We start from the raw sequence: 23842 nt of genomic DNA on the forward strand, positions 1-23842 counted from the left end.
TGACCATCAGCTCGGGCGACACCATCACCCGGGAAAACTCCATGTTCTTCACATCCCTTACCCGCCCGAGGAACAGCTTTGGCGCCTTGGTCCAGCGGTAACGGCTCTTGGCCTGGGCAAAGTGCTGCGGGGTGTAGCCCTTGCGCAGCAGGTTGGCCACCGCGACGAATGCCTTGTCCTCACCCTTGTCCTGCTCCAGCGCCTGCCAGCTGGCATAGCGGAACAGCATCGGGTGACGAGGCCGGGTGCCATGGCGGTACAGCTCGATGCAATCCTCCACGAACAGTTCGAAGTCCTTGCGCGCGCTTTGCAGCAGCACGAACGGCACGCCCTGGTGCGTCAGGCGCTGGAACCAGCCGAACAGCCCCCACTCGTCATCGACGATCAACGCGGTGGGCTGTTCCGGCACCGTGACCGCATCGAAGAAGCTGACCCGGGTGTAGTGCTCGGCGCTCCCACTGAAGGCCGCCTGGATCGATGCCGGGTGCGCCTGTATCAGCGGGTTGAGCACGTTGTCCATCGCCGGCCCTGCGCGCAGCGAGTGGTCGATGCAGCGCTGGCGGATGAAGCTGCCATGGTGCGCACTGAGGCCGTTCAGGTTCTGCAGTTCGTCACCGAGGGCGATGACCGCTTGCGGGCTGCGGTCAAGTACGGCAAACATCGGTGCCGACAACTCGTGCGCCTCGTCGACGATGACGTGGGTGTAGCCGCTGTCAATCACCAGGCCGGTCAGCGCCAGCAGCTTGACCCGGTGGTAGTCACGTACCGGCAACTGGATTTCCCGCGCTGACGGGCGAATCAGCTCCTGCCAGTACAGCCGTGCCTTTTCCAGCAACACTTCCTGGTCCAGCGGCGATGTGCCCGGCCCGGCCCAGGGCACATGGTGCAACTGCACCTGCGCGTCGGCACTGTGGCAAAACGCCCGCACCGCGCGGATGCACAAGGTAACCACGTCGCGTGCGGCAAGCGGGCCAATGTCGGGTATGGCCAGCCAGCGCACCACCTGCGCCTCTTGCGGGCGCCACGAGCGCTTGGTGCGGTAAGGGTCGCGCAGGCGCCAGCCGTTGCTGGTCAGGTCGCGGTTCAACAGCTCGTCGGCCAACTGACCGAAGGTCAGCGCGGTGTAGGCTGCGGCATCCTTGACCCGCGCCTGCAGCGCGCGCAACTGGCCTTCGGTCAAGGCCAGCAACAAGGTGCGCTGCGGCTCCAGCAACCGGGCGAACTGGTGGATCAGAAAGGTCTTGCCGGTACCGGCAAAGCCCTGCACGGCGACCGATTCGTCGATACCCCCCAGAAATTCACGCAACAGCCGGTTCTGCTGGTCGCTGAGCATCAGGTCGCTGGCCAGCGCCGGCAGGTGCACGGGGTGCAGCGGCGTGGCGCGCTGGCGATAGCGGTCGGCGAACTGGAAATTCCACTGCCCCTCGTCGTCCTGCAGTTCATCTGCGCTGTACGCCACTTCGCCACTGAGCAGCGCAATGCCGTTTTCGCCCAGCATGCCCAGGCCCATGGCGAAGGCTTCACGGTCGAAGTGCTGCGCCACCTGCCCCTGGAACCGCCCAGGCGCGGCACGTTCAACGTCGTTGGCGATCCGCACGATCTCGGCAAAGCGGCGTTCCTGAGCATCGGCCGAGGCAGTCGCCGGCTGGCGAGGCAGGTTTTGCACGAACAACACCGCAGCGGCCTGGAGCAGGCTGGCGCTGCTGAAGAAGTCGGTAAGGGGAACACTGGCGAGGCTGTCAGCCTGGTCACTGGGCAAAGGCAGGTAGAACATCGGCACCTCGGGTCGAAACAGGCTGGCACGATAGCAATTTTCGGCACCGGCTGCTGCACTTGCGGGCCGGCGGTTCAGCGCTTGACGCGCTTGAGTGTCTCGCTCGGAAACTCCTTGAACAATTGCCGGTAACTCTCTGAAAACCTTCCCAAATGCCAGAACGACCAACGCATCGCCACTTCCGCCACGGTCACGTCACCGCCCCGCAACAGATCGCGCCGCGCCCCATTGAGCCGGCGCAACCGCAACCAGTGCGCGGGCGGCATGCCGGTGTAGGCCTTGAAGGCCTGCTGCAACTGGCGCAGCGACACGCCCGCCACCGCCGCCAGTTCCACCAGGTTCAAGGTTTCTTCCGGGCAGTCAGCCGCCCACTCGCTGACCCGGTGCATGATCGCCCGCTCCTCGTCCCGCCGGCCCATGGCCATGCCCTGCAAGCGCTGGCAGGCATTGTCGAGGATGAACAGGCAGTCCTCCAGCAACTGCTCCGCCAACGCCTGCCCCTGCAACGGGCACCCAGCCTCGCCCAGGCGGGTCAGGGTGGCACTGAGCCAACTGCCGAACAACGCATTCTGGCCACTGCCCAGCGGCACCATGAACAAACCGTCGAGCCTGCGAGGGTCCAGGCCGTGGCTGGCGAGAAACGCCTGGTCGAACACGACGGCCACTTCCTGGTAATTCTCTGGCGTGATCCAGATGTTGCGGCTCTGTTCATTGAGCAGGTAAAGGCTGTTCTCGCTCTGGTCGAAGCAGAACGCCAGTGACCCGCTCGGCGCCCGGAAGAACTGCTCTACCCGGGTGTTGAGGCGTTCTTCGTAGACCTGCACGCCGTCAAGCCCCAGGCAGCGCAACTGGCCGCTGAAATGGCCCGGCGACATCTGCCGGTACTGCTGCTGCCAACCGGGGGTGATGCGAACCTGCTCGGACACATCCGAGGTGTGGAAAGCTTGTACCTGCAAGGCGTTGGGCGTTGTCACGCTTTGTCCTGGTTGCACTCTTTTGGTGCATTGAATGCCGAAGAAAGTGGATAGATGGCGATGGGCTGCCGAGCCCAAGATAGCCTCCAGCGTGTCACCTGGGAAGCGCGATGCCCTTGAAGCTGTGCAACGGCTTTGGCGGGTGCAGCGGCTCCCACATAAAAAAACCAACCAAGAGGTCTGTATGAACGCCCCCTTCGATCAGCTCTCCACCTGGCTGAAAGAACACCGGATCACCGAAGTAGAATGCGTGATCAGCGACCTGACCGGCATCGCCCGCGGCAAGATCGCACCGACCGCCAAGTTCCTTCACGAACGTGGCATGCGCTTGCCCGAGAGCGTGCTGCTGCAAACGGTCACCGGCGACTACGTTGACGACGATATCTATTACAACCTGCTCGATGCGGCTGACATCGACATGGTCTGCCGCCCCGACCCGAGCGCTGTGTACCAGATCCCGTGGGCCATCGAACCTACCGCGATCGTGATCCACGATACCTTCGACAAGCAAGGCAACCCCATCGAGCTGTCGCCGCGCAACGTGCTGAAGAAAGTGATCAAGCTTTACGCTGACAAGGGCTGGCAACCCATTGTCGCGCCAGAGATGGAGTTCTACCTGACCAAGCGCTGCGAAGACCCGGACCTGCCACTGCAAGTGCCGCTGGGGCGTTCCGGCCGGGCCGAAAGCGGCCGGCAGTCGTTCTCGATCGATGCCGCCAACGAATTCGACCCGCTGTTCGAGGACGTGTATGACTGGTGTGAAATCCAGGGCCTGGACCTGGACACGCTGATCCACGAAGACGGCCCGGCGCAGATGGAGATCAACTTCCGCCACGGCGACGCGCTGGACCTGGCCGACCAGATCACCGTGTTCAAGCGCACCATGCGTGAGGCTGCGCTCAAGCACAACGTGGCTGCGACGTTCATGGCCAAGCCGATCACCGACGAGCCGGGCAGTGCCATGCACCTGCACCAGAGCGTGGTCGACATCGCCACCGGCAAGCCGATCTTCGCCAACGACGACGGCAGCATGAGCCCGTTGTTCCTGCACCACATCGGTGGGTTGCAGAAGTACATCCCCAAGCTGCTGCCGATGTTCGCCCCCAACGTCAATTCGTTCCGCCGCTTCCTGCCGGACACCTCGGCACCGGTCAACGTCGAGTGGGGTGAAGAAAACCGCACCGCCGGTTTGCGCGTCCCCACCTCCAGCCCGGAAGCGATGCGCGTGGAAAACCGCCTGCCCGGCGCGGATGCCAACCCTTACCTGGCGATCGCTGCCAGCCTGCTGTGCGGCTACCTGGGCATGGTCGAGCAGATCGACCCGAGCGCCCCGGTGCAGGGCCGCGCCTACGAGCGGCGCAACCTGCGCCTGCCCATCACTATCGAAGATGCGCTGCAGCACATGGAAGACTGCGAGACCGTGCAGCAGTACCTGGGCAAGCAGTTCGTGCAGGGTTATGTGGCGGTCAAACGGGCCGAGCACGAGAACTACAAGCGCGTGATCAGCTCGTGGGAGCGCGAGTTCCTGATGCTGAGCGTCTGAGCCGCCCTGGGGGCTGTGCAGCCCCCACCACACCTGAACTCGTAGAACAAAACCAACGAGGTGTTCCCATGCGTCATCTGCAAGCCCTGATCCCCGCGGCATTCACCCTGCTGTTCGCCACCACCAGCCACGCCACGCCCACTGTGAGCGTGTACAACTGGACCGACTACATCGGTGACACCACCCTGGCCGACTTCCAGGCCAGCAGCGGCATCAAGGTGGTTTATGACGTGTTCGACTCCAACGAAACCCTCGAAGGCAAGCTGCTGGCGGGGCGCACCGGCTACGACGTGGTAGTGCCCTCCAACCATTTTCTGGCCCGCCAGGCCCAGGCCGGTGCATTCTTGCCGCTGGACCGCAGCAAACTGCCGAACTGGAAGCACCTGGACCCCAAGCTGCTCAAGCAGCTTGAGCAGAACGACCCCGGCAACCAGTATGCGGTGCCCTACCTGTGGGGCACCAATGGCATCGGCTATAACGTGGAAAAGGTCAAGGCTGCACTGGGCGTAGACCGCATCGATTCCTGGGCGGTGCTGTTCGAGCCCGAGAACCTGAAAAAGCTCAAGCAGTGCGGCGTGGCCTTCATGGACTCGCCCGATGAACTGTTCCCCGCTGTGCTCAACTACCTGGGCATGGACCCGCGTAGCGAAAAGCCGGCCGACTACGCCAAGGCCGAGGCGCGCTTGCTCGAGCTGCGCCCGTACATCACCTATTTCCACTCCTCCAAGTATGTTTCCGACCTTGCCAACGGGAATATCTGCGTAGCGTTCGGTTATTCCGGTGACGTGTTCCAGGCGGCCAACCGCGCCGTGGAGGCGAAGAACGGCGTGAAGGTCGCCTACAGCATTCCCAAGGAAGGCAGCAACCTGTGGTTCGACCTGCTGGCCATTCCGAAGGATGCGAACAACCCGGAGCAGGCGCTGGCCTTCATCAACTACCTGCTCGACCCCAAGGTGATCGCCAAGGTCAGCGCCACGGTCGGCTATGCCAACGCCAACCCGGACGCCAAGGCCTACATGGATGCCGCGCTGGTGGACAACCCCGAGATCTACCCCCCGCAGGAGGTACTGGACAAGCTGTACATTTCCAGTACCCCCAGCCCGAAGATCATGCGCGTCATGACCCGCTCCTGGAGCAAGATCAAGTCCAACCGCTGAGCCGAGACCCTCTATGTCATTCAATACCCAACACACCGCTTCGTACTATGCAGCCACTGCGCGCGATGCGGCCCCCTACCCCAGCCTCGACGCTGACCTGAGCGCTGATGTGTGTGTGGTCGGGGGTGGGCTGACCGGGGTCAATACGGCGCTGGAGCTGGCCGAGCGTGGTTTGTCGGTGGTGCTGCTGGAGGGGCGGCGCATCGGCTGGGGTGCCAGTGGCCGCAACGGCGGCCAGCTGATTCGCGGCATCGGCCATGATGTCAGCGGTTTTGCCCGGCATGTCGGCCAGGATGGCGTGCGCTACCTCAAGCAGGCCGGCATCGACTCGGTGGCACTGGTCGCCGCGCGCATCGCCCGCTACGACATTGCCTGTGACCTGCGCTGGGGCTTTTGCGAACTGGCCAACACGCCCGCGCAGTTCGACGCCTTCAAGGATGAACTGCAAGACCTGGCAGCGCTAGGTTACCGCCACGAAACACGGCTGGTCGCAAGCGGGCAGCTGCATGAGATCGTCGCCAGCGACCGGTACGCCGGCGGCCTGGTGGACATGGGTTCAGGGCACCTGCACCCGCTCGACCTGGTTCAGGGCGAGGCCCGCGCCGCCCATACCCTGGGCGTGCGCATTTTCGAGCAAAGCCCGGTGCTGCGTATCGAGCATGGGCCCAGCGTTACCGTGCATACCGCCAACGGCAGCGTGCGCGCGGGCCGCCTGGTGCTGGGCTGCAACGCCCACCTGGACGACCTGGAACCGCGGCTGAGTGGCAAGGTGCTGCCGGCCGGCAGTTACGTGGTGGCCACCGAACCGCTGCCCGAAACACTGGCGAGCCGCTTGATCCCGCAGAACATGGCACTGTGCGACCAGAAAGTCGGCCTGGATTACTACCGCCTCACCGCGGATCGCCGCCTGTTGTTCGGGGGCGCCTGCCACTATTCCGGCCGCGACCCCAAGGACATCGCCGGCTATATGCGGCCGAAGGTGCTGAAGGTATTCCCGCAACTGGCCGATGTGCGCATCGACTACCAGTGGGGTGGCATGATCGGCATCACCGCCAACCGCTTTCCCCAGGTCGGGCGCTTGAGCCAACACCCCAACGTGTATTACGCCCAGGGCTATTCCGGGCACGGGCTGAACGTGACTCACTGGACAGCCAAGCTGCTGGCGGAAAGCATCGCCCTGGGCCACAGCCACGGCCTGGATGTGTTCAGTGCAGTGCCGCATCTGACGTTCCCCGGTGGCAAGGCACTGCGCTCGCCACTGCTGGCGCTGGGGATGTTGTGGTACCGGTTACGTGAGGTGTTGGGCTAGCAACGAGTGAATGTTGCTGGCCTTCAGCAGTTCACTCAAGACTTAAAGAAGCGCACTCAAGCCCTTGTTCTGAATCACGTTCAAGAGCTTTAAAGCCGGCCCGGAAGGGCTGGTTTGGCCCTGTTCCCACTTGCGAATGGTTGAGGCCGTAGTATGCAAATGCAGCGCAAAAACTGGCTGACTCACATTGAGCGCTTCGCGTAAACGTCGGATTTCAACGGCACTGAAATCCCGAACCGGTGCCGGGCACAGTGCTTCGTAATCCCGGAGGGTAACCTTGCCGATTGCGCCAGCCGCATGCAGGGCTGCCAGGTCATCACGTAGCGATTCAATCAATATGCTGCTCACAGCAGACCTCCTTAAGCACGCCCGCTTGCAACGCCCGACTGAGCGCCAAGGGCGGTAAATCCAAAAAAACCTTACCGGCGAAACGCAATGCCTTGAGCTCTTGCTGCGTGATGTTGGCTTTGTCACGCTTGGCAAAGCCATGCAAAAACACGCATCGTTTGCCAACGCGCATTGACAGTAACGTTCGATAACCGCTGCGCTTACCACCGCCAGCGGCGGCAATACGTTGTTTGAAGATCTCTCCACCCAGGCTTGAGTCGACCAGCCCCCTGCACATCTCATCTACAGCTTTACAGAGCATGTCGTCACCAAGCCGCTCAGCAACTTGCCAACGCGCGAAGTCCTTGCGCTTGAATATCTTCATGTCAGCCTCAACTATACCCGTGACGGGTATAGTTTTACAGCGTCTGGTGGGGTGGGAAATCAGGCAGTGCCCTGCCCGCCTGTAGGAAGGGTTACTTAAGGATGCGGGCGTCCGCCCACAGTCCTGCAACGGCAGGACAAAGAGAGTGCCCGGCAGCGATCGCGTGGATCCCAAGGACTACTCCGGCTTTCTCAAGGACTACAGCCGGCTACAAGCAGCGAAAAGCCCGTCCGGTTACCCGGTCATGCGCTGGGGAATGCTACCCAGCAACCCACCCTGAATGACGTCAAGCCGGTGCTCGACGGCTGGGCCAAGGACATGCGTGCCAGTTTCCTTGCCGCGAAGCAGAACGCCCACTGACCGTTTGGCCTTGGCCCGCGCAGTGCCTCAACATTCGACGAATGCAACCGCCAGGCCGCCGCGCGAAGTTTCCTTGTAGTTGGCATGCATGTCCGCCCCGGTATCACGCAAGGTGCGGATTACCCGGTCGAGCGAAATGAAATGCTCGCCATCGCCCCGCAGTGCCATTTGCACCGCATTGATCGCTTTCACGGCAGCGATGGCATTGCGTTCGATGCACGGCACCTGCACCAGGCCACCGACCGGGTCGCAGGTCAGCCCAAGGTTGTGTTCCAGGGCAATTTCGGCAGCGTTTTCCAGTTGCGCCGGTGTCGCGCCCAGCACCTGGGCCAGGCCGGCGGCCGCCATCGAGCAGGCAGACCCGACCTCCCCCTGGCAGCCGACCTCGGCGCCGGAAATGGAGGCGTTCTTTTTGCACAGGATACCAACCGCAGCCGCGGCAAGCAGGAAGTCCACGATATCCGCGTCGCAGGCACCAGGGTTGAACTTCATGTAGTAGTGCAGTACCGCCGGGATGATACCGGCTGCACCGTTGGTAGGTGCAGTGACCATGCGCCCGCCAGCGGCGTTCTCTTCGTTGACCGCCAGGGCGTACAGGTTGACCCACTCCATGGCGCCGAGCGTCGACCCGATCACATTAGGCTTGCCCAGTTCCTGCAAGCTACGGTGCAGCCGCGCCGCACGGCGTTTGACGTGCAAACCGCCGGGCAGAATGCCCTCGTTGCGCAGGCCGTTGTCCACGCACTCGCGCATCGCGGCCCAAATGCGCAGCAGGCCGTCGCGCACCTCGGCTTCCGGGCGCCAGGCGCACTCGTTGGCCATCATCAGTTGCGCCACACTCAAGCCGTGGGCCTGGCACAGCTTCAGCAACTGGGCACCACTGCCGAACTCGTAGGGCAGCACGGCGGCGTTCTCTGCAGTTTTCGGCGCATCGACTTCGGCCTGTTCGACGATGAACCCACCGCCTACCGAATAATAGGTCTGGCACAACAGGCTATCCTGCCCGTGCATGGCTTCTACGCGCATGGCGTTGGGGTGGTACGGCAGGTTTTCGTCGAGCAGCAGCATGTCTTGCGCATACTCGAACGCCACGGGGTGGCTGCCGTCCAGCATCAGGCAGTGTTCCTGCAGCACCTGACCGATGCGCGATTCGATGGTGGCCGGGTCGATACGGTCAGGCCATTGCCCCATCAAGCCCAACAGGCAGGCACGGTCGGTGGCATGACCAACGCCGGTCGCCGACAGTGAGCCATACAGGCGCACTTCAACGCGCGTCACCCGCCCCAGCAAGCCCTGCTCGCGCAGGGCCTGGGCAAAGGTCGCAGCCGCGCGCATCGGGCCGACGGTGTGGGAGCTGGACGGGCCGATGCCGATTTTGAAAAGGTCGAAAACACTGATAGCCATACTAATGCCTGACCATGCGCTGATAGGTAGCCAGTGCACGGGTATCTGGAGAAATTGGGCGCTGCTGCGATTTTGCGCGATACTGACGCTGTGCGATTGAAATGACCAACGAAACTTCCTAAGCAAGGCTTTAGCAGGACTAAACGATGCGACGCCAACTCAACGGCCAGATGTTTGTTTGGCTGCACGTTTTTGCCTGCGCGGCCAGGCACCTGTCCTTTACCCGCTGTGCAGAGGAACTGCACATCACCCCCGGGGCGGTCAGCCAACAGATGCGCCAGCTGGAAGAGCGCCTGGGTTACCGGCTGTTTCTGCGCCGGGCACGGGGCGTGGAACTGAGCGCCGAAGGCCAGCGACTGGCGCAGACCGTGACCGACGCCTACGGCAGCATCGAGGCAGAGCTGCTACGCCTGGATGCCGGCGAGATTCGTGGCACGTTGCGGGTGCGCTCCATCCCCTCGTTCCTGGCCAAGTGGCTGACGCCGCGCTTGCCACGTTTCCAGCAGCGCTACCCGGACATCGAACTGCGCCTGGTGGCCGAAGACAGTGCCCAGGCCTTGACCCCGGGCGACTTCGACCTGGCCATCGACCTCAACGACGGCAGCTACCCGGGCATGCTCTCCACGCCGCTGCTGGACGAGCAGATCTTTCCCGTATGCGCGCCCTCACTGCTGCGTGGGCGCCCCCCGCTGCACGGGCCGGCCGACCTGGTGCACTACCCGCTGCTGCACGACATCACCGCCTGGCGTGGCAGTTCGGAATATGCCGAATGGGAGTTCTACCTGGACGGGATCGGCGCCACTGGGTTGGACGTACGCCGTGGGCACACCTTCAACCGCAACCACCTGACCATCGAAGCAGCGATTGCCGGTATCGGTGTGGCCATTGCCCGGCGCACGCTACTCAACGATGAACTGGAGCGCGGCGCGCTGATCGTGCCGTTTGGCGTACCGATCGCCAACCACAAACGCTACGTGGTGCATTACCCGCCCGGCGGGTTGACCCAGCCGGGCGCGCGGGCGGTACATGACTGGCTGGTGGAAGAAGCACGGGGGTTTCGCGAATTGCACCCGTTGAACACAGCATGATGCCTGTTCTGCACCTGTGGCATGACAATCAGTAGGCCTGTTTACCGGTGAACGCATTCAACGTGCGTACCAGAATCACGAAATCCAGCCACAACGACCAGTTGTTGATGTACTCGATATCGGAGTCCACCCGCTGGATCATCTGTTCGATGTCCTTGGTCTCGCCACGGAACCCGCGCACCTGGGCCAGGCCGGTCATGCCCGGCTTGATGTTGTGGCGAGCGAAGTAATCCACGATGTCCTGGGAATACAAGGTGTCGTGCTGCAAGGCATGCGGCCGTGGCCCGACCAGCGACATTTCGCCGGTCAGCACATTGAACAGCTGCGGCAGTTCATCGAGGCTGGTACGGCGGATGAAGGCCCCAACCCGGGTCAACCGCGGGTCGTTCTTCTGGGCTTGCTGCACCACACCGCCTTCGGGCTGGTGCACATGCATGCTTCTGAATTTCCAGATACGAAACGCCTCACCCGTCCAGCCGGTACGCTCCTGGCGGAAAAACACGGGGCCGCGGCTGTCGAGCTTGATGGCCAGGGCAACGGCCAGCAATACCGGTGACGCACACAGCAGGATCAGCGCGGCCAGTACCCGGTCCTCGAGGTTTTTCAGGAACAGGCTCATGCCTGTGAGCGGGGTTTCCGACAAGGTCAGCACCGGAATGCCGGCAATTTCCCGCACGCTGTGGTTGATCAGGCGCAACGAGAAGATATCCGGTACCCAGTTCACCGCGATGCACTTGTCGAGCAGCTTGAAGTACACGTCGTTGATCACTTCCGAGCCGCCCAGCGGGGTCACCAGGTAGACGGTACGGATGCCGTGGCGGGCGACCAGTTCGTCAAGCTCGGCAATATGCCCCAGCACCGGCAGGCGCTGCTTGCCCTCGGTGCCCTCGCCTGCTTGCGGTTCAACCTTGTCGACCAGTACACACCCCAGCACCCGCTCGCCAAACCACGGGTTGCTGCTGATTTTCTGGTAAAGGAAGTTGGCAAGGTCACCATTGCCAATGATCAGGGCATTGTCCAGGCGTGCATGTGCGGTGAAACGCTTCTGCAGCTCACGCACGGCGAAGTGCAGGAACAGCTGGGCGAAGTAACCGATGACGAACAGTTGGCCAACCAGCAGCCGGGAGTAGGTTTCGCTCTGTTTGGTCAGGAACGCCATGACCACCAGAAAGCAGAACGTTGCCGACCAGGCCTTGAACAGGCGGAAGGCCTTGATCGAAAGCCCGACGTTGGTCCGGTAGATTGCGTAATGATCATAAATGACCGCCAGTGCGCCGATCAGCAACAGCAGCATGATCACGTAATCGGAGGTGATGTAGCCGAACTGGTCATAGATCAGGTACCAGGCGATACCCGTCACGGCAATGCCGTCGAGGCCGGCCTGGATGGCGTTGCTGACACTGCTTCGGCGCTGGAGTAAGGAACGACTGCTTCTGGGTTCGAAAACCATTTCAGACCTCATCAATTGGAGCGTGGCAAGTGCCTTACAGCCAACAACCAGTCTTGAATCACAGCCATGCAGCGCCACACGCGGCGAAGCGCGCAGCGTCCAAACCATTGATATCACTGTAGCAGCCAGCTGCCGCAGGCGGGCCCGGAATACGTGCTGCCACAGCTTTTGGCCGATTCACAGCGTGCGCCTGGCCGCAGCGCTCGCCCGCCGATACAGCAACGTGCGCAGCAGAAACAGCGGGTTGCCCACCACGTAGCGCATGAACAGGCGCCTGGGCTCACGCCACAGCCGATACAACCACTCGCCGCCAAGCGCCCGCAGCCAGCCGGGGGCGCGGCTGACCTTGCCGCCGAGAAAGTCCAGGATCGCCCCACCACACACGATCAGGCAGGGGCCGCTGATGCCGGCCAACTGTGCGGCGACCGCTTCCTGCTTGGGCATGCCCATGCCCAGCACGATCAGTTCGGGTTGATGCTCGCGCGCCAGTTGCAAGTAGGTATCGACAGTAGCAAAGCCGTCGTGAACCGACACCGGCGCCACGCCGAAGGTGTCGGCGCAGTGCTGCACCGCCTGGTGCAGGTAGGGTTGCCGCGTGCCCCAGAAGGCCACCTTGCGCCCCCGGTAGGCCGCCAGCAGCCTGGGAATGAAATCGGTACCGTTCATGTTCAGGCCAGGCTCCAGGCCCAGGCGGCGGTAAAGGATCGCCATGCCGGAGCCATCGCGCAGCAACACATCGGCTGCCGACAGTGCCTGGCAATAACCCCCGTCGCGCACCACCAGGTTCATTGCGTGGGCATTGACGAACCCCAGCACCGTCGCTTCGCTCGGGGTTGTAAGGTGCTCGAGCAGGCGCTGCACGGCGTTTTCGTCGGCGACCACATGCAGCTGCCCGACCAGGCGCGCCCAGCGTTGCTGCCATTGCCGCTGGCTCATCAGTCGTCATCCCGTTTCGAGCGCACCCATTCAACCTGGCGCTTGATCAGAAAGCCCAGGTAGAGGGGGATTTTCCTGGCTGCGTAGAACGGTGCGTACAGCAACACCGAGAACGGGATCAGCTCCCGACAGAAGCGCGCCCAGGCCACCACCACCGCCACGCCGAGTACCCCCAGCCCCAGCAGGGCGAACCCTGCAGGTGCCGCCAGCCCGGTTACCAGGTAAACCAGCCAGGTCAGCAGGTTGAACCCCAGCAGCGCCAACACCAGCAACGCCAAGGGTGATACCACCAGGTCCAGGGTCATCGCCGCGAGGGCACCATTGCGCTGGGTGATGGCAGCCAGCGCCCGCTTGGGCCCATCGGTCAGCATCAACCCCAAGTGGCCGTGCTCCCAACGCGTACGCTGGCTGTTGAGGCCTTGCGGGCTGAGCGGGAACTGGCTGGTCACCAAGGCTTCGGGGCAGAACAGCGGTGGCTTGCCTTGTTGGCAAAGATCCAGCCCGAGTTTCACATCCTCGACCAGATGGCCGTTGGCGAGGTTGACCTGGCGCAGGTCGTGCCAGCCGAAGGCCATGCCGGCGCCCATCAACTGGCAAGGCAAGCCCAACCGCGCCCAGCCACGCGGACGAACCAGGTTCTTCACGCGCCAGGCAAATTCGGCGACCTGCACTTTCAGCCCGGCCCCTGCGGGTGCCCGCATCAGGTACAGCGCCTGCACCGGGCGTGCCGTTTCACGGCAACGCCGAGCCAGGATATCGATGGCACCCTCGCCGACCTGGCAATCGGCATCCACCACGATCACCACCTCAGGGGGCTGGCGCGCCAGATGGCGCACGCCGAAGTCCAGGGCATAGCCTTTGCCGCGCAGCTGGGCGTCATACCGCTCCACCACTTCGGCCCCCGCTTCGCGGGCCAGCTGCGCCGTGGTGTCGGAACAGTTGTCGGCCACTACCAGCAAGCGGTCACCCTCGAGCAGTTGCGGCACGATGCTCGCCAGGCTGGCCTGGATGATCGAGGCCTCGTTGTGCGCCGGCACCAGCACCGCAAGCGTTGGCCGCGCCGTGGTGCACGGTGGCGGCCTGCGTGCGGGCAGGCAAGCCAGCAATACCTGCAGCGAAAACACCAACACCGGCACCAGGACGATGACCGTCAGCAGGCCCAGCAACCACGCTAATACACTTATCATGCGAATGCCTTGAAGTAGCCGGCCAGCCTGGCCGCCTCGGTGTCGATGTCGTGCCGTTGCAGTACCCGTTCGTAGGCCGCCTGGCCCATGCGCTGCAACACCTCGGCAGGTTGCGCCAGGCACTCGGCCATGGCCGCTGCCAGCTCGTCCACCGCGCCTGCGGGGAACAGCCAGCCGTTCTCGCCGGGCCTGACCAGTTCCGGGATCCCGGCAACAAACGTGGTCAGCACCGGGCGGCGCAAGGCCATGGCCTCCATGATCACCACCGGCAGGCCCTCGGCAAAGCTGGGCAATACCAGAGCGCGGGCAGCGAGGATCTCGTCGCGCACCTGTGCACTGCTGATCCAGCCAGTAATGCGTACGTGCTGCTGCAGGCCGTGGCGGGCAATCAAGGCCTCGATCTGCTCGCGCATTTCACCGTCACCGGCCAGCACCAGCTCAAAGGCCTGCGACTGGGCCGCCAGCCGGCGCGCGGCCTCCAGCAGCAACAACTGGCCTTTCTGCTCACACAGGCGCCCAACGCACACCAGGCGTGGCGCCGCGGGCACCTCTACCGCAGGCACCGCATGGAACGCGCGCTCCAGCCCACAATGCACCACCTTGACCTTGGCCCAGTGCTCGTGGGCCACCCAGCGCAACAGCTGGCTGCGCCCATACGAGCTGACCGCCGCGACAAAAGCGGCGCGCAGGACCTTTTCCCCCAGGTGCAGGAACTGCGGCTTGTCGAACTCTTCGGGGCCGTGCACGGTGAAACTGTAGGCGGGCCCGCCCAGCATGTTGGCCAGCATGACCACTTCGGTAGAGTTGGTGCCAAAGTGCGCGTGCACATGCTGCGCCTGCCCTGCCTGCAGCCACTGCAGCACCTGGCAGGCTTCGGCCAGATACACCAGGTGGTAGGGCCAGGCGCGGTCCGCCCGGCGGCCAAGCCGCAGTGCCAGCCACAGCGCCCGGCCAAAGCGCCGCGGCTGCGCGCGCAATACCTGCCACATGGGCCGCAACAGCTGCTTCAGCCCGCCTTGCAGCACGTAGCGGGTCTTGCCCCGCTCGGCCACGTCCTCGGCATCCTGCACCTCGGCGTCCCAACCCCGCAGTGCCAGGCGCTGCACCTCTACCCCTTGGCGCTCCAGCGCCAGGATCTCGCGGCGGATAAAACTGTGGCTGACCTTCGGGTACTGATTGATGAAATAAGCAATGCGCATATGAACCCAGATCCAAACCCGCTTGATGACCAACCGCCCCAGGCAACCTTTACTTCAGGCTGTCGACTACCGGCGGCCTGCCTACTGCCGATGCACTCACAGCAAATGCATCCCCCTGTGTTCCTTGTAGTCCAAGGTTGGCACCATTGCTTGGCAAAGCTGCTTGCAAGCGGGTGAATACATCGTCGAGCAATGCCTGGCGACGGCGATACATCGCCCGTTTCTTTGCCGGAATGTCGGCCTCGGCACGCTGCGCCGGCGCCAATGGCAGGCTGTAGAAATCGGCATGCTCCGAAGCGCTGGCACCATGCTCCTGCCAGATAGCATCGTAGTTGGCCGCCAGCTCCTGGCCCTTGTCACGGCCAAAATAAGCGTGGCGGTGATGCCGGCTGGCATCGTTCACGGCGTACAACCGGGCGACCCCCAACGTTCTGGCCAGGCACTTCAACGCCTCCAGCAGCAAGCTGCGCGGGCGCAACCCCTCGAAGTCTTTGGTCAGGTCGCGGTAGATGGCCAGCGAGGTGTCGCTGTCGATGCCTTTATGGATGCCCTGCACTGCGCCGATGTACAAACCGATGCCGGCCGGCCCCTGGCACAGGGTGAACGCCAGGGACGCCACACGCAGGTCACCCTGGAACAGGTTGAGCACCAGCTCGCCTTCGCGCTTGAACCAGATCGGCCGGTCGAGCACCAGGCAGCAGCCCGGCGAGTAGCTACCCAGGTCACACAGGGCAAGGCTGTCGTCCCGGCCCAACAGCAGCAGCCCAGGAAAATGCCGGGCCACCAGCTCGAAGTGCGAGGCCACTGCATCGAGGCGCTGCGGCGCCTGCCAGTGCTGGCTGATATAGGGCCATTGCACGACACCGATGCAGTCAACGCCCAGCCGCTGCAACCCCGGCTGGCCCAGCGCCGCGGTCAGGCGCTGCATGAAGGTGTACAGCTGCGGCCAATGCCTGGCCATCTGCAGGCTCAACTTGTACTTGTTGTGCAATGCCCGCAACGAGTAACCGGGTTGCAGGGTAAACACGCTTTTCACGAGGGTGCCGAGCATCATGGGCCTCTCTCACTTGTACTCGATCAAAGCCGCTTTGCCAGCCGTCAGGCGGTGGCGCAGAAACTTCAGCTGGCCGAGCATTTCGGGGAACTTGCCCAGTACCAGAAACACGGCCTGCAGCCAGTTTTCGCGCGGCGACCTGTTGCCCCGCTGCGCCAGGCGCATGGCCTGCAACGGGTAGATCAACAACAATCCCAAGCCCCAGCCGCCCACCAGCAGGCAGGCCAGCACGATCGACACGGGAATGCCCAGGCCCCACACCCAGGCCCGGCGCGACTCGCGCAACCAGTGCCGCTCGGGCGGCTGCCCGTGCAGATAGGCGCCCTCGGCGTAGGCATGCCCGGCACGCAGGCTGCGCCGCCACCATTGGCTGAACCGGGTCATGTCGGCGTCGTGCAAGGTCATCTCGGCATCCAGGCGCCAGATTTTCCAGCCCTTGGCGCGCAAGCGCACGCACAGCTCCGGCTCTTCCCCGGCGATCAGGTCAGGCCGAAAACCGCTCACGGCGGTGAAAGCGTCTACCCGCATCAACGCGTCACCGCCGCAGGCCTTGGCCTCGCCGATCGGGGTGTCCCATTCCAGGTCGCACAACAGGTTGTACACCGAGCGCTGCGCGAAGCGTTCGCGGCGCCGGCCACACACCACCGCCACCGCGGGGTGTGCGGCCAGAAACGCCTGGGCGGTGGCCAGCCAGCGGGCATCCACTTCGCAGTCGCCATCGACGAACTGGACCCAGTGCATGGCGGGCAGCAACCGCTGCAACACGGCAAAACCTTCGTTACGCGCCCTTGCCGCGGTGAACGGGGTGCCCATGTCCAGCGCCAGCACCTCGACGCCCAAGGCAGCGGCCAGTTGTTGCGAACCGTCGCTGGAGCCCGAGTCGACATACACGACCTTGTCAGCCCCATCGGCCAACGAGCGCAGGCAGCGCTGCAAACGCTGGCCCTCGTTGCGGCCAATGACCACCACGCCGGTCTGCATCGCCAAGGGCCTCACTCGACCGCCGCCGGGGCCACCAGGTGCCGGGCCTTGATGACTGCCGGTACGCCGACAGCCAGGGAGTTATCTGGCACATCCACCAGCACCACGGCATTGGCACCAATGATCACGTTGTTGCCGATGCGAATGCTGCCCAGTATCTTGGCACCCGTACCGATGTCGACGTTGTTGCCGAACACCGGGGCGATGGGCTCGTCGACATTTTTCAGGCCCACTACCACGCCATTGCGGATGCGACAGTCGTCGCCGAACCGGGCGTAGCCGCTGACCACGATGCCACCGAAATGGTCGATGACGAAATTGCGGCCGATCACCGCCTCGCAAGGCAATTCCACCCCGGTGATGATCTGCACGAATTTGAACAGCACCTTGTACACCAGTGAGCACAGCTTGCGCAGCAGCGCCGGGCGCACGCCGTAGCGCCAGCGGCCGAAGCGGTACACCAGCAATACCCAGAAGCCCTGGGCGCCCCAGTCGCCACCATGGGCCCGCAGGTCGGCGCGAATATTCTCGAACATGACGGTAGCTACCTTGTCGGTTGGCTGGCGTAACGGGTCTGCAACAGCAGTGACCAGGTCGCCCGGCAATGACGCCAGCAGGCCTGTATCGCGCCCCGGCCGCGTCGTTTCAACAGCGCTTTGAGTGCCAGCACCAGGTCGCCCACGGTCACCAGCAGCATATGCAACGCCAGCCCGGCCAAGCCATGGTGCTTGCGGAAATACAGCAGCTCGCTCTCGATCTGGTAGGCGGAAATCTGCCGGCTGGCAGCTTCCAGCTCGGTGACTGACTTGGAGCTTTCACCCCCTATGTGGACCACCGTGGTATGTGGGTAGAACACCACTTTCCAGCCGGCCTGCTTGACCCGCTTGCAGTGGTCGACTTCCTCGTAATAAAGAAAGTAGCGCGGATCGAACAGGCCTACCTGGTCCAGCACCTCGCGGCGTACCAGGTAGAAGCACCCGGGCAACCAGTCGCATTCGCGGACCGAAGCGTGGTCCCAGTCCATGTCGTCGACCATTTTCAGCCCAGGGAACAGGCGCCCCAGGCCAGTACGCCCGACGAAGACGTTCAGCGGCGTGGGAAAATAACGGCAGCTGGGTTGCAGGTCACCCTCACGGCCTTCGAGGCGTACCCCCAGCACACCGCAGTCCGGGTGGGCATCCATGTAGTCGAGGGTTTTTTGCAGGGAATCGGCAGCCACGAACGCATCGGTGTTCAGCAACAATGCATACTTGCCTTGCAGGTGGGCCAGCAACTGGTTGTTGGCGCGGCCAAAACCCACGTTGTGCTTGTTGCTCAGCAACACTGCTTCCGGGCAAACCTCGGCCATGCGCTGCAGCGAGTCGTCGACGGAGGCATTGTCCACCACCAGGTAACTGGCCAGGTGTTCGCTGCCTGCACGGCGCAAGGCATCGAACATTGGCTGCAGCAACCCGGCGGTGTTGAAATTGACCACCATCACGTCGACCGGTTTGCTAGCCATTATTGCCATCCCCGAAGAAGTACTGGCGCCTCTGCGCCATCAGTTGCGGCTCAACCGTGGGGTCGTAGGCGCCGTCGCGCTGTTTGATCAGGTCGATCCACGGGTAGGCTTCGCAGCGTGCCTCGACCCGTTTGACCAGCGCCTCGGTGGTGCAGATGAACACGGCCGGGTTGCCGCCGTAGACGGTGCCCGGTGGCACGTCCTTGGTGACCACCGCCCCTGCCGCGACGATGGACTCGGGGCCGATGGTCACCCGCGGCATGATGATCGCGCCGTGGCCGATGAAGCAGTTGTCCTTGATGTCGATGAAACCGACCGAATCAAGGTGCTTGCCAAACCGGTGCTCGATCAGCAAGACCACCCCGTCGTGGCCGATCAACGTGCAGTCGGACAACCCCACGCTGTTGCCGATACGCACCAGTGACGGGTCGAGGAACTTGCAGCCGGCATTGACGAAGAAATTGTCGCCTACCGAGTGAAAGTTGCCCCAGCGTTTGAGGTAGGCGCCCCACTCCAGCCCCGACGGCCTGCAGAACCGGCGGTAGAACGTGCCTCCGCGCCCGGTTGCATGTGCGTAATGTGCCACTGCCTTGCGTATCCATCCCATCATCCTTCCTGGCCTCGCGATCAATACGGCTCGAATGCCCTGAGGCGATGCGGTCTCGTTCTTCTAGATGCTGACCACTACGCACTCAACCTGTGTACAACATGGTTCACGCGGCGGCGCCGCTTTCCGTCCTCATCTTCGCGTCAAGGTGGTCGGCCAGCCGCACGGCGAACTGCAACAGCGGCATGGTCGGGTTGGAGGCGCCGCCCTTGGCAAAAATACTGCTGCCGGCGACATACAGGTTTTGCGTGCCGAATACCCGGCAGTTGCCGTCCACGACGCCCGTTTGCGCTGACGCGGCCATACGCGTGGTGCCCATGTGGTGGGCATGGGGCGCCATTTTCAGCGGTATCGAGGTGTCATAGACAAACTCGTTGAGTTTGACGAAGCCCAGGCCCGTGTCGGCGAACTGCTTGGCCAGCTCGGTACCGATGCACTTGATGGTGTGGCGGTCATCGGCACTGAGCACCCAGTTCACGCTGACCTTCGGCACACCCAGCGCGTCGTGCTCATCGAGCAGCGAAATGCGGCTGTGCAGGTTGGGGAACTGCTCGATCATGGTACTGATCACGCCGTCACCGGGGCAGCTGAACTTGGCCACGAACTCGATCTTGCTGGAAATCCCCATGTCGCAGGCCAGGTTCTCGAGAAAATGCTTGACCTCGGCAGTGCGGCCATAGGTTTGCACATCGGCCAACAAGGCTGTGGTGACGTTGCCTTTGCCGGCCTGGTATTCGGCGAGGAAGGCATCGGTGGTGTAGTACTGGCGTGGCTCCGGGTCTTGCCCGGACTTAAGGATGAAGGTGCCCATCTCGATGTTCAGGTGCTCCATGAAGCACGCGCCAACCAGGCCTTCCTTGTTGACCACCCCCGCAGCCACCAGGGACTGGCTGTTCAGCAGCTGTCGGGCATTCTCGATGGCCCCCGTGGCCAGGATGAAGTTGCGGGCCACCAACCGCTGGCGATTGCGCTGGTAGTCCGACAGCACCACCGCCGCCAGGTGGCCGGATGCCTGGTCGAATTCCAGGTCCACGCAGTTGCAATTGATGAACAGGTCCAGGCCCTTGGTCTGCTCCAGCGCCGTGGCGTATTTCTGGGCAAAGCGGGTCGGGGTGCTGAGCAGGAAACGGTCAGCTTCGAAGTCGCCACCCTCGAGCGCGGTGTTCAGTGCCCGAAAATCTGCCCCGGCGGGCAGGTCGACGATATCCATGGCCGCCGGCAGGTAGGGCTCGATCTCCGCATAGGCAATCGGCCAACCCGGCAACTCACCCGGTGGGGCCACAGCGAAGTCGGAAGCCGTGAAGGGCCGACACCGGCCGGCCCAATGGTTGGACGTGCCGCCCAGGTAACGCAGGCGGGTTTCCTCGGCATACAGCTCAAGGCCGGTCGAGGGGCAGGCGTACAGGGCTTGCGAATGCGGGGCGTACTCACGCCCCCCACCTTCGGCCAGCAACACGTTCCAGCCGGCTGCCGCCAGGCGCAGGCCAAGGGTGATCCCCGCAGGGCCAGCCCCGATGATGCAGAAATCGTAGTTGTCGCGCAGCGTCTTCTGCTGCTCATAGTCCTGGATCATGCTGGCTGGTTCCGGAAATAGCGGGACGGCAGTACCCAGCCGTTGATCACCACGAACCCTGGTTTCTCAACCGGTTTGCCAGCAAACACCGCCGTGGCGCCGAACGCCGCGCTGCCCACGCCCAGCAGCACGCAACTCTGGAGAAAGCCTCTACGACCCAACTGCGCAGTACAAAAAGTGAGCTTCCCCATGATCCTGTGACCTTTCCCCATGAAAGTTACACCCAGCACGCAGCCCTACAGCCAGTTGAAGAAGGCCGTGAGCAACGCCCCGCACAGCGCCCCCACCAGCAGCATCGGTAGCACCACCAGCTCACGTTTGAGGCTGAAGATGCCCAGCTTGCGATTGACATGAACAACCAGTACCAGCGTCGGCACCGTGTGCAGGGCCACCCCCCAGATCGCCCATTGCACACCTCCCAGCGCCAGCAACAGCGGCAGTAGCCCCCACAGCGAAACCAGGCGGATGATGTTGTCCATGGCCTGGTACTTGGTGAGGCCCAACGCAATCCATACCTGATGAGCCAAGGTATAGCGCAATACGATGAAGGACAGCGAAAGAATCGCCAGCATTTGGCCAGCTTCCTGGTAGCGATCATCGTACATCCAGCCAATCAGCAGCGGGCTGGCTGTGAGGAAGCCCCCGCAAATGAACAGCACCAGCAGGTCGACCAGCAAACGGAAGCGGTAATACAGGGTCTTCAGCCGCGCTTTGTCGTCGGCCCTGGCCGCCTCGCTGAACGCTGGCAGCGCCACGGCGCCGACGATCTTCATCAGCGCCGTCTGAACCGCGCCAAGGATGAGCACGGCAATGGAGTACACCCCCAATTGCGCCGCCGACATGCTGGCGCCAAACCAGATACGGTCACCGTACATGGCCAGTACCCCGACCATCGACGACAACAGGATCCAGCGGCCGAACACGATCAGTTCGGTGAGTGCCGTACGGTCCCAGCGCAGGTGGTTGCGTGGCCCTTCCAATGCGGTGTGGCCCAGCACAGTCCAGGCCACCGCCGAGACCAGGCCCGCGATGACCAGGGCCCAGATCGAGTGGGTCAGCACGCCCAGTATCAGCATCACCACCAGCCCGGCCAATTGCGAGGCCAGGTCGACCAGCACCACGCGCTTCTGCTGGAAGGTACGCACCGCGACATCGATCTTGGTGGATTGGAAGCCCCATATCAGCGCCGACAGGCCGGTAACCGCCAGCACCATCGGCAGCACAGGGGCGGCATAGGTGGAGTCTGCCGGCCACAACTGCTGGTACTGCGCCACCCAGGCCGCCAGGGCCAGCAGCAGCGTCAGGGCGAACAGCACGAAGCCGCGGATGATCTGCACGGTCCACGCCGTATTGAGAAAGTCCGGGTCGTCGCCACGGTGGCTCTGGATGATGTTCTGGCGCAGGCCAACATCGGACAGCAGATGCAGAAGGACCGAAACGGTGGTGGCGATGACCATCACGCCGAACATTTCCGGCAGCAACAGCCGCGCCATGATGAGGTTGCCGCCAAGGCGCATGACCTGTGAAGCCACCTGCGAGACCAGGTTCCACGACCCGGCCCGCATGGCCCGCTTGCGCAGGCTCGCGGAGGCTGACACATCAATCGACGGCATGAATTCATTCTCTGACTGATTGGCTAAAAGTCACTATAGTTTCAATTAGCCACGATGCTAGTGCCCTGGCCCGCAACTCAGCGCCTCACTGCCTGGCGGCGTCTTGGGAGCCCGGCCGGCGTTGCCACTCGCCCGAAGACAGCGTAGTTGCGCGACAGGGCAGCCGCCGTTTGCCCAACGAAGGAAAGGTGCACATAGCCGATGCCTGAACATTTTCGTGCGTTGATCGTCATTCTGTTTCTGGCGAGCGTGGTCTTCCTGTTGGCGCGGCGGCCGGCCACCGACCTGATTCCGCTCAGCGATTACAAGCGCCGACGCAATTTGTGGTTCCTGCTTACCGTGCTGGCGTTCGTCTCGCACAGCTTCTGGCTGTACCTGGGCGCGGGTGCGGCCATCCTGTTGCTGGCACGGCGCCGCGAGCACAACCCCATGGCGCTGTTCTACATGCTGTTGTTCCTGATCCCGCCGGCCTCGGTGCAAGTGCCGGGCTTCGGCGTTGTCAATTACCTGGTCGACCTGAACCACATTCGCCTGCTGACGCTGTGCGTGCTGCTGCCGGCTGCGCTGGAGCTGCGCCGGCACCCCGACAGCGTGCGCTTTGGGCGCACCTGGGCCGACCGGCTGCTGGCCGCCGGGCTGGTGCTGATGAGCGTGCTGTACCTGCGCGAGACCACCCTGACCGATACCTTGCGCCAGGCCCTGTACCTGTATGTCGACGTATTCCTGCCGTACTACGTGGCCAGCCGTGGCCTGCGCCAGCTCAGCGACTTCAAGGACGCGATGCTGGCGTTCGTGCTCACCTCCTTCGTCATGGCCCTGATCGCGGTTGCCGAATACGTGCGCCACTGGTTGCTGTACAGCGCCTTGGTCGATGCCATGGGCGTGCCTTGGAGCATGTCGGGCTACCTGAGCCGTGGCGGCGCCCTGCGCGCCAGTGTCACCACCGGCCAGGCGATTGCACTGGGCTATGTGATGAGCGTGGCGATCGGCCTGTTCCTGTTCGTGCAGGGTTACGTGCAGCGGCCCTTGCACAGGGCCATGGGCGCCCTGCTGCTGGCGGCCGGCCTGTTCGCGCCGTTGTCCCGTGGGCCGTGGATTGGCGCAGTGGTCATCGTGGTGGTGTTCATCGCGCTGGGCAAAGGTGCGGTCAGGCGCCTGGCGCTGCTGGGGGCGGCCGGCATGCTGGCGCTGCCGTTGCTGACTATGGTGCCGGGCGGTGACAAGGTGCTGGACCTGCTGCCCTACATCGGCAATATCGAAAAGGAAAACATCACCTACCGCGAGCGGCTGATGGACAACTCGTGGATCGTCATCCAGCGCAATCCGCTGTTCGGCTCGTTCGACTTCCGCAACACCCCGGAAATGCAGGCGATGATCCAGGGTGAAGGCATCATCGACATCGTCAACACCTACATCAACC

Annotated in this window: 22 protein-coding genes and 1 pseudogene; 6 read left to right on the top strand and 17 right to left on the bottom strand. The window is 63.3% G+C overall.

Translation table 11 applies throughout. From position 1 onward, the window contains the following. On the bottom strand, positions 1–1774 hold a 1774-nt coding region (locus tag APH30_RS16120), incomplete at its 3' end, for an AAA family ATPase (RefSeq protein ID WP_054913112.1). A 74-nt stretch (positions 1775–1848) separates the two neighbouring features. After that, positions 1849–2748 (bottom strand): helix-turn-helix domain-containing protein, encoded by a 900-nt coding sequence (locus APH30_RS16125; protein WP_054913113.1) that lies wholly within the window; start codon positions 2746–2748, stop codon positions 1849–1851. A gap of 184 nt (positions 2749–2932) precedes the next feature. Here APH30_RS16125 and APH30_RS16130 point away from each other — a divergent pair, with 184 nt between their 5' ends. From APH30_RS16130 to APH30_RS16140, 3 genes are all read left to right on the top strand, one after another. Then, positions 2933–4291 carry a glutamine synthetase family protein gene (locus tag APH30_RS16130; protein WP_054913114.1) on the top strand — a complete coding sequence of 453 codons (1359 nt, stop codon included), beginning with the start codon at positions 2933–2935 and terminating at the stop codon, positions 4289–4291. A 68-nt stretch (positions 4292–4359) separates the two neighbouring features. Next, positions 4360–5448 (top strand): polyamine ABC transporter substrate-binding protein, encoded by a 1089-nt coding sequence (locus APH30_RS16135; protein WP_029885440.1) that lies wholly within the window; start codon positions 4360–4362, stop codon positions 5446–5448. A 13-nt stretch (positions 5449–5461) separates the two neighbouring features. Further along, positions 5462–6757 (top strand): FAD-binding oxidoreductase, encoded by a 1296-nt coding sequence (locus APH30_RS16140; RefSeq protein ID WP_054913115.1) that lies wholly within the window; start codon positions 5462–5464, stop codon positions 6755–6757. Positions 6758–6799: 42 nt separating this feature from the next. Here the strand turns inward: APH30_RS16140 and APH30_RS28040 are convergent, their stop codons facing one another. Together APH30_RS28040 and APH30_RS29590 are read right to left on the bottom strand one after the other, a co-directional pair. Then, a complete protein-coding gene (locus APH30_RS28040; protein ID WP_082416190.1) occupies positions 6800–7105 on the bottom strand; it encodes a DNA-binding transcriptional regulator in 306 nt (101 codons plus the stop codon). Then, on the bottom strand, positions 7086–7469 hold the full coding sequence (locus tag APH30_RS29590; protein WP_054913116.1) for a type II toxin-antitoxin system RelE/ParE family toxin: 384 nt from the start codon (positions 7467–7469) through the stop codon (positions 7086–7088). Before APH30_RS29590 ends, APH30_RS28040 begins: the two co-directional genes overlap by 20 nt. Before the next feature lie 154 nt (positions 7470–7623). On the opposite strand from APH30_RS29590, the pseudogene APH30_RS28790 reads away from it, so the two are divergent. Then, positions 7624–7722 (top strand): annotated as a pseudogene (locus APH30_RS28790) (DUF3313 domain-containing protein); the annotation flags it as partial. Between the two features lie 134 nt (positions 7723–7856). Here APH30_RS28790 and APH30_RS16150 read toward each other — a convergent pair. After that, positions 7857–9233, bottom strand: a complete 1377-nt coding sequence (locus APH30_RS16150; RefSeq protein ID WP_054913117.1) for an L-serine ammonia-lyase — start codon at positions 9231–9233, stop codon at positions 7857–7859. 146 nt (positions 9234–9379) lie between these two features. Between APH30_RS16150 and APH30_RS16155 the strand changes: the two genes are divergently transcribed. Beyond that, positions 9380–10321, top strand: a complete 942-nt coding sequence (locus APH30_RS16155) for a LysR substrate-binding domain-containing protein (RefSeq protein ID WP_009682752.1) — start codon at positions 9380–9382, stop codon at positions 10319–10321. A gap of 28 nt (positions 10322–10349) precedes the next feature. Here the strand turns inward: APH30_RS16155 and APH30_RS16160 are convergent, their stop codons facing one another. The 12 genes from APH30_RS16160 to APH30_RS16215 form a co-directional block, all read right to left on the bottom strand. Next, positions 10350–11771 carry an undecaprenyl-phosphate glucose phosphotransferase gene (locus APH30_RS16160; protein WP_054913118.1) on the bottom strand — a complete coding sequence of 474 codons (1422 nt, stop codon included), beginning with the start codon at positions 11769–11771 and terminating at the stop codon, positions 10350–10352. A 177-nt stretch (positions 11772–11948) separates the two neighbouring features. Then, on the bottom strand, positions 11949–12707 hold the full coding sequence (locus APH30_RS16165) for a WecB/TagA/CpsF family glycosyltransferase (RefSeq protein ID WP_054913119.1): 759 nt from the start codon (positions 12705–12707) through the stop codon (positions 11949–11951). Beyond that, positions 12707–13894, bottom strand: coding sequence for a glycosyltransferase family 2 protein (locus tag APH30_RS16170; RefSeq protein ID WP_054913120.1), 1188 nt, complete (start codon positions 13892–13894; stop codon positions 12707–12709). Before APH30_RS16170 ends, APH30_RS16165 begins: the two co-directional genes overlap by 1 nt. Then, on the bottom strand, positions 13891–15093 hold the full coding sequence (locus APH30_RS16175) for a glycosyltransferase family 4 protein (protein ID WP_054913121.1): 1203 nt from the start codon (positions 15091–15093) through the stop codon (positions 13891–13893). Before APH30_RS16175 ends, APH30_RS16170 begins: the two co-directional genes overlap by 4 nt. Positions 15094–15142: 49 nt before the next feature. After that, on the bottom strand, positions 15143–16147 hold the full coding sequence (locus APH30_RS16180) for a VirK/YbjX family protein (RefSeq protein ID WP_054913122.1): 1005 nt from the start codon (positions 16145–16147) through the stop codon (positions 15143–15145). 9 nt (positions 16148–16156) lie between these two features. Next, on the bottom strand, positions 16157–17134 hold the full coding sequence (locus tag APH30_RS16185) for a glycosyltransferase family 2 protein (RefSeq protein ID WP_054913123.1): 978 nt from the start codon (positions 17132–17134) through the stop codon (positions 16157–16159). 5 nt (positions 17135–17139) lie between these two features. Further along, positions 17140–17664, bottom strand: a complete 525-nt coding sequence (locus tag APH30_RS16190; protein ID WP_029885432.1) for a serine O-acetyltransferase — start codon at positions 17662–17664, stop codon at positions 17140–17142. Positions 17665–17672: 8 nt separating this feature from the next. After that, positions 17673–18629: a glycosyltransferase family 2 protein gene (locus APH30_RS16195; protein ID WP_054905466.1), complete on the bottom strand. Its 957-nt coding sequence runs from the start codon at positions 18627–18629 to the stop codon at positions 17673–17675. After that, on the bottom strand, positions 18622–19239 hold the full coding sequence (locus APH30_RS16200; protein ID WP_009682743.1) for an acyltransferase: 618 nt from the start codon (positions 19237–19239) through the stop codon (positions 18622–18624). Before APH30_RS16200 ends, APH30_RS16195 begins: the two co-directional genes overlap by 8 nt. Positions 19240–19342: 103 nt before the next feature. Then, positions 19343–20809, bottom strand: coding sequence for a GMC oxidoreductase (locus APH30_RS16205; protein WP_054913124.1), 1467 nt, complete (start codon positions 20807–20809; stop codon positions 19343–19345). After that, positions 20806–21000, bottom strand: coding sequence for a hypothetical protein (locus APH30_RS16210; protein ID WP_054913125.1), 195 nt, complete (start codon positions 20998–21000; stop codon positions 20806–20808). The genes APH30_RS16205 and APH30_RS16210 overlap by 4 nt, the downstream gene beginning before the upstream one ends. A gap of 45 nt (positions 21001–21045) precedes the next feature. Beyond that, positions 21046–22422, bottom strand: a complete 1377-nt coding sequence (locus APH30_RS16215; protein WP_054913126.1) for an oligosaccharide flippase family protein — start codon at positions 22420–22422, stop codon at positions 21046–21048. 201 nt (positions 22423–22623) lie between these two features. On the opposite strand from APH30_RS16215, the gene APH30_RS16220 reads away from it, so the two are divergent. Beyond that, the coding region (locus APH30_RS16220) for an O-antigen ligase family protein (RefSeq protein ID WP_054913127.1) at positions 22624–23842 on the top strand (1219 nt) is incomplete at its 3' end.

It is taken from the genome of Pseudomonas sp. NBRC 111127 (assembly GCF_001320345.1).
GTDB lineage: Bacteria > Pseudomonadota > Gammaproteobacteria > Pseudomonadales > Pseudomonadaceae > Aquipseudomonas > Aquipseudomonas juntendi.

Excerpts from the sequence above, each read along its gene's own strand:
- APH30_RS16190 (WP_029885432.1), bottom strand. The coding sequence starts at position 17,664 with ATGTTCGAGAATATTCGCGCCGACCTGCGGGCCCATGGTGGCGACTGG.
- APH30_RS16200 (WP_009682743.1), bottom strand. The coding sequence starts at position 19,239 with ATGATGGGATGGATACGCAAGGCAGTGGCACATTACGCACATGCAACC.
- APH30_RS16195 (WP_054905466.1), bottom strand. The coding sequence starts at position 18,629 with ATGGCTAGCAAACCGGTCGACGTGATGGTGGTCAATTTCAACACCGCC.
- APH30_RS16165 (WP_054913119.1), bottom strand. The coding sequence starts at position 12,707 with ATGAGCCAGCGGCAATGGCAGCAACGCTGGGCGCGCCTGGTCGGGCAG.
- APH30_RS29590 (WP_054913116.1), bottom strand. The coding sequence starts at position 7,469 with ATGAAGATATTCAAGCGCAAGGACTTCGCGCGTTGGCAAGTTGCTGAG.
- APH30_RS16180 (WP_054913122.1), bottom strand. The coding sequence starts at position 16,147 with ATGATGCTCGGCACCCTCGTGAAAAGCGTGTTTACCCTGCAACCCGGT.
- APH30_RS16150 (WP_054913117.1), bottom strand. The coding sequence starts at position 9,233 with ATGGCTATCAGTGTTTTCGACCTTTTCAAAATCGGCATCGGCCCGTCC.
- APH30_RS16135 (WP_029885440.1), top strand. The coding sequence starts at position 4,360 with ATGCGTCATCTGCAAGCCCTGATCCCCGCGGCATTCACCCTGCTGTTC.
- APH30_RS16205 (WP_054913124.1), bottom strand. The coding sequence starts at position 20,809 with ATGATCCAGGACTATGAGCAGCAGAAGACGCTGCGCGACAACTACGAT.
- APH30_RS16130 (WP_054913114.1), top strand. The coding sequence starts at position 2,933 with ATGAACGCCCCCTTCGATCAGCTCTCCACCTGGCTGAAAGAACACCGG.
- APH30_RS16160 (WP_054913118.1), bottom strand. The coding sequence starts at position 11,771 with ATGGTTTTCGAACCCAGAAGCAGTCGTTCCTTACTCCAGCGCCGAAGC.
- APH30_RS16215 (WP_054913126.1), bottom strand. The coding sequence starts at position 22,422 with ATGCCGTCGATTGATGTGTCAGCCTCCGCGAGCCTGCGCAAGCGGGCC.
- APH30_RS16210 (WP_054913125.1), bottom strand. The coding sequence starts at position 21,000 with ATGGGGAAGCTCACTTTTTGTACTGCGCAGTTGGGTCGTAGAGGCTTT.
- APH30_RS16155 (WP_009682752.1), top strand. The coding sequence starts at position 9,380 with ATGCGACGCCAACTCAACGGCCAGATGTTTGTTTGGCTGCACGTTTTT.
- APH30_RS16140 (WP_054913115.1), top strand. The coding sequence starts at position 5,462 with ATGTCATTCAATACCCAACACACCGCTTCGTACTATGCAGCCACTGCG.
- APH30_RS16175 (WP_054913121.1), bottom strand. The coding sequence starts at position 15,093 with ATGCGCATTGCTTATTTCATCAATCAGTACCCGAAGGTCAGCCACAGT.
- APH30_RS16170 (WP_054913120.1), bottom strand. The coding sequence starts at position 13,894 with ATGATAAGTGTATTAGCGTGGTTGCTGGGCCTGCTGACGGTCATCGTC.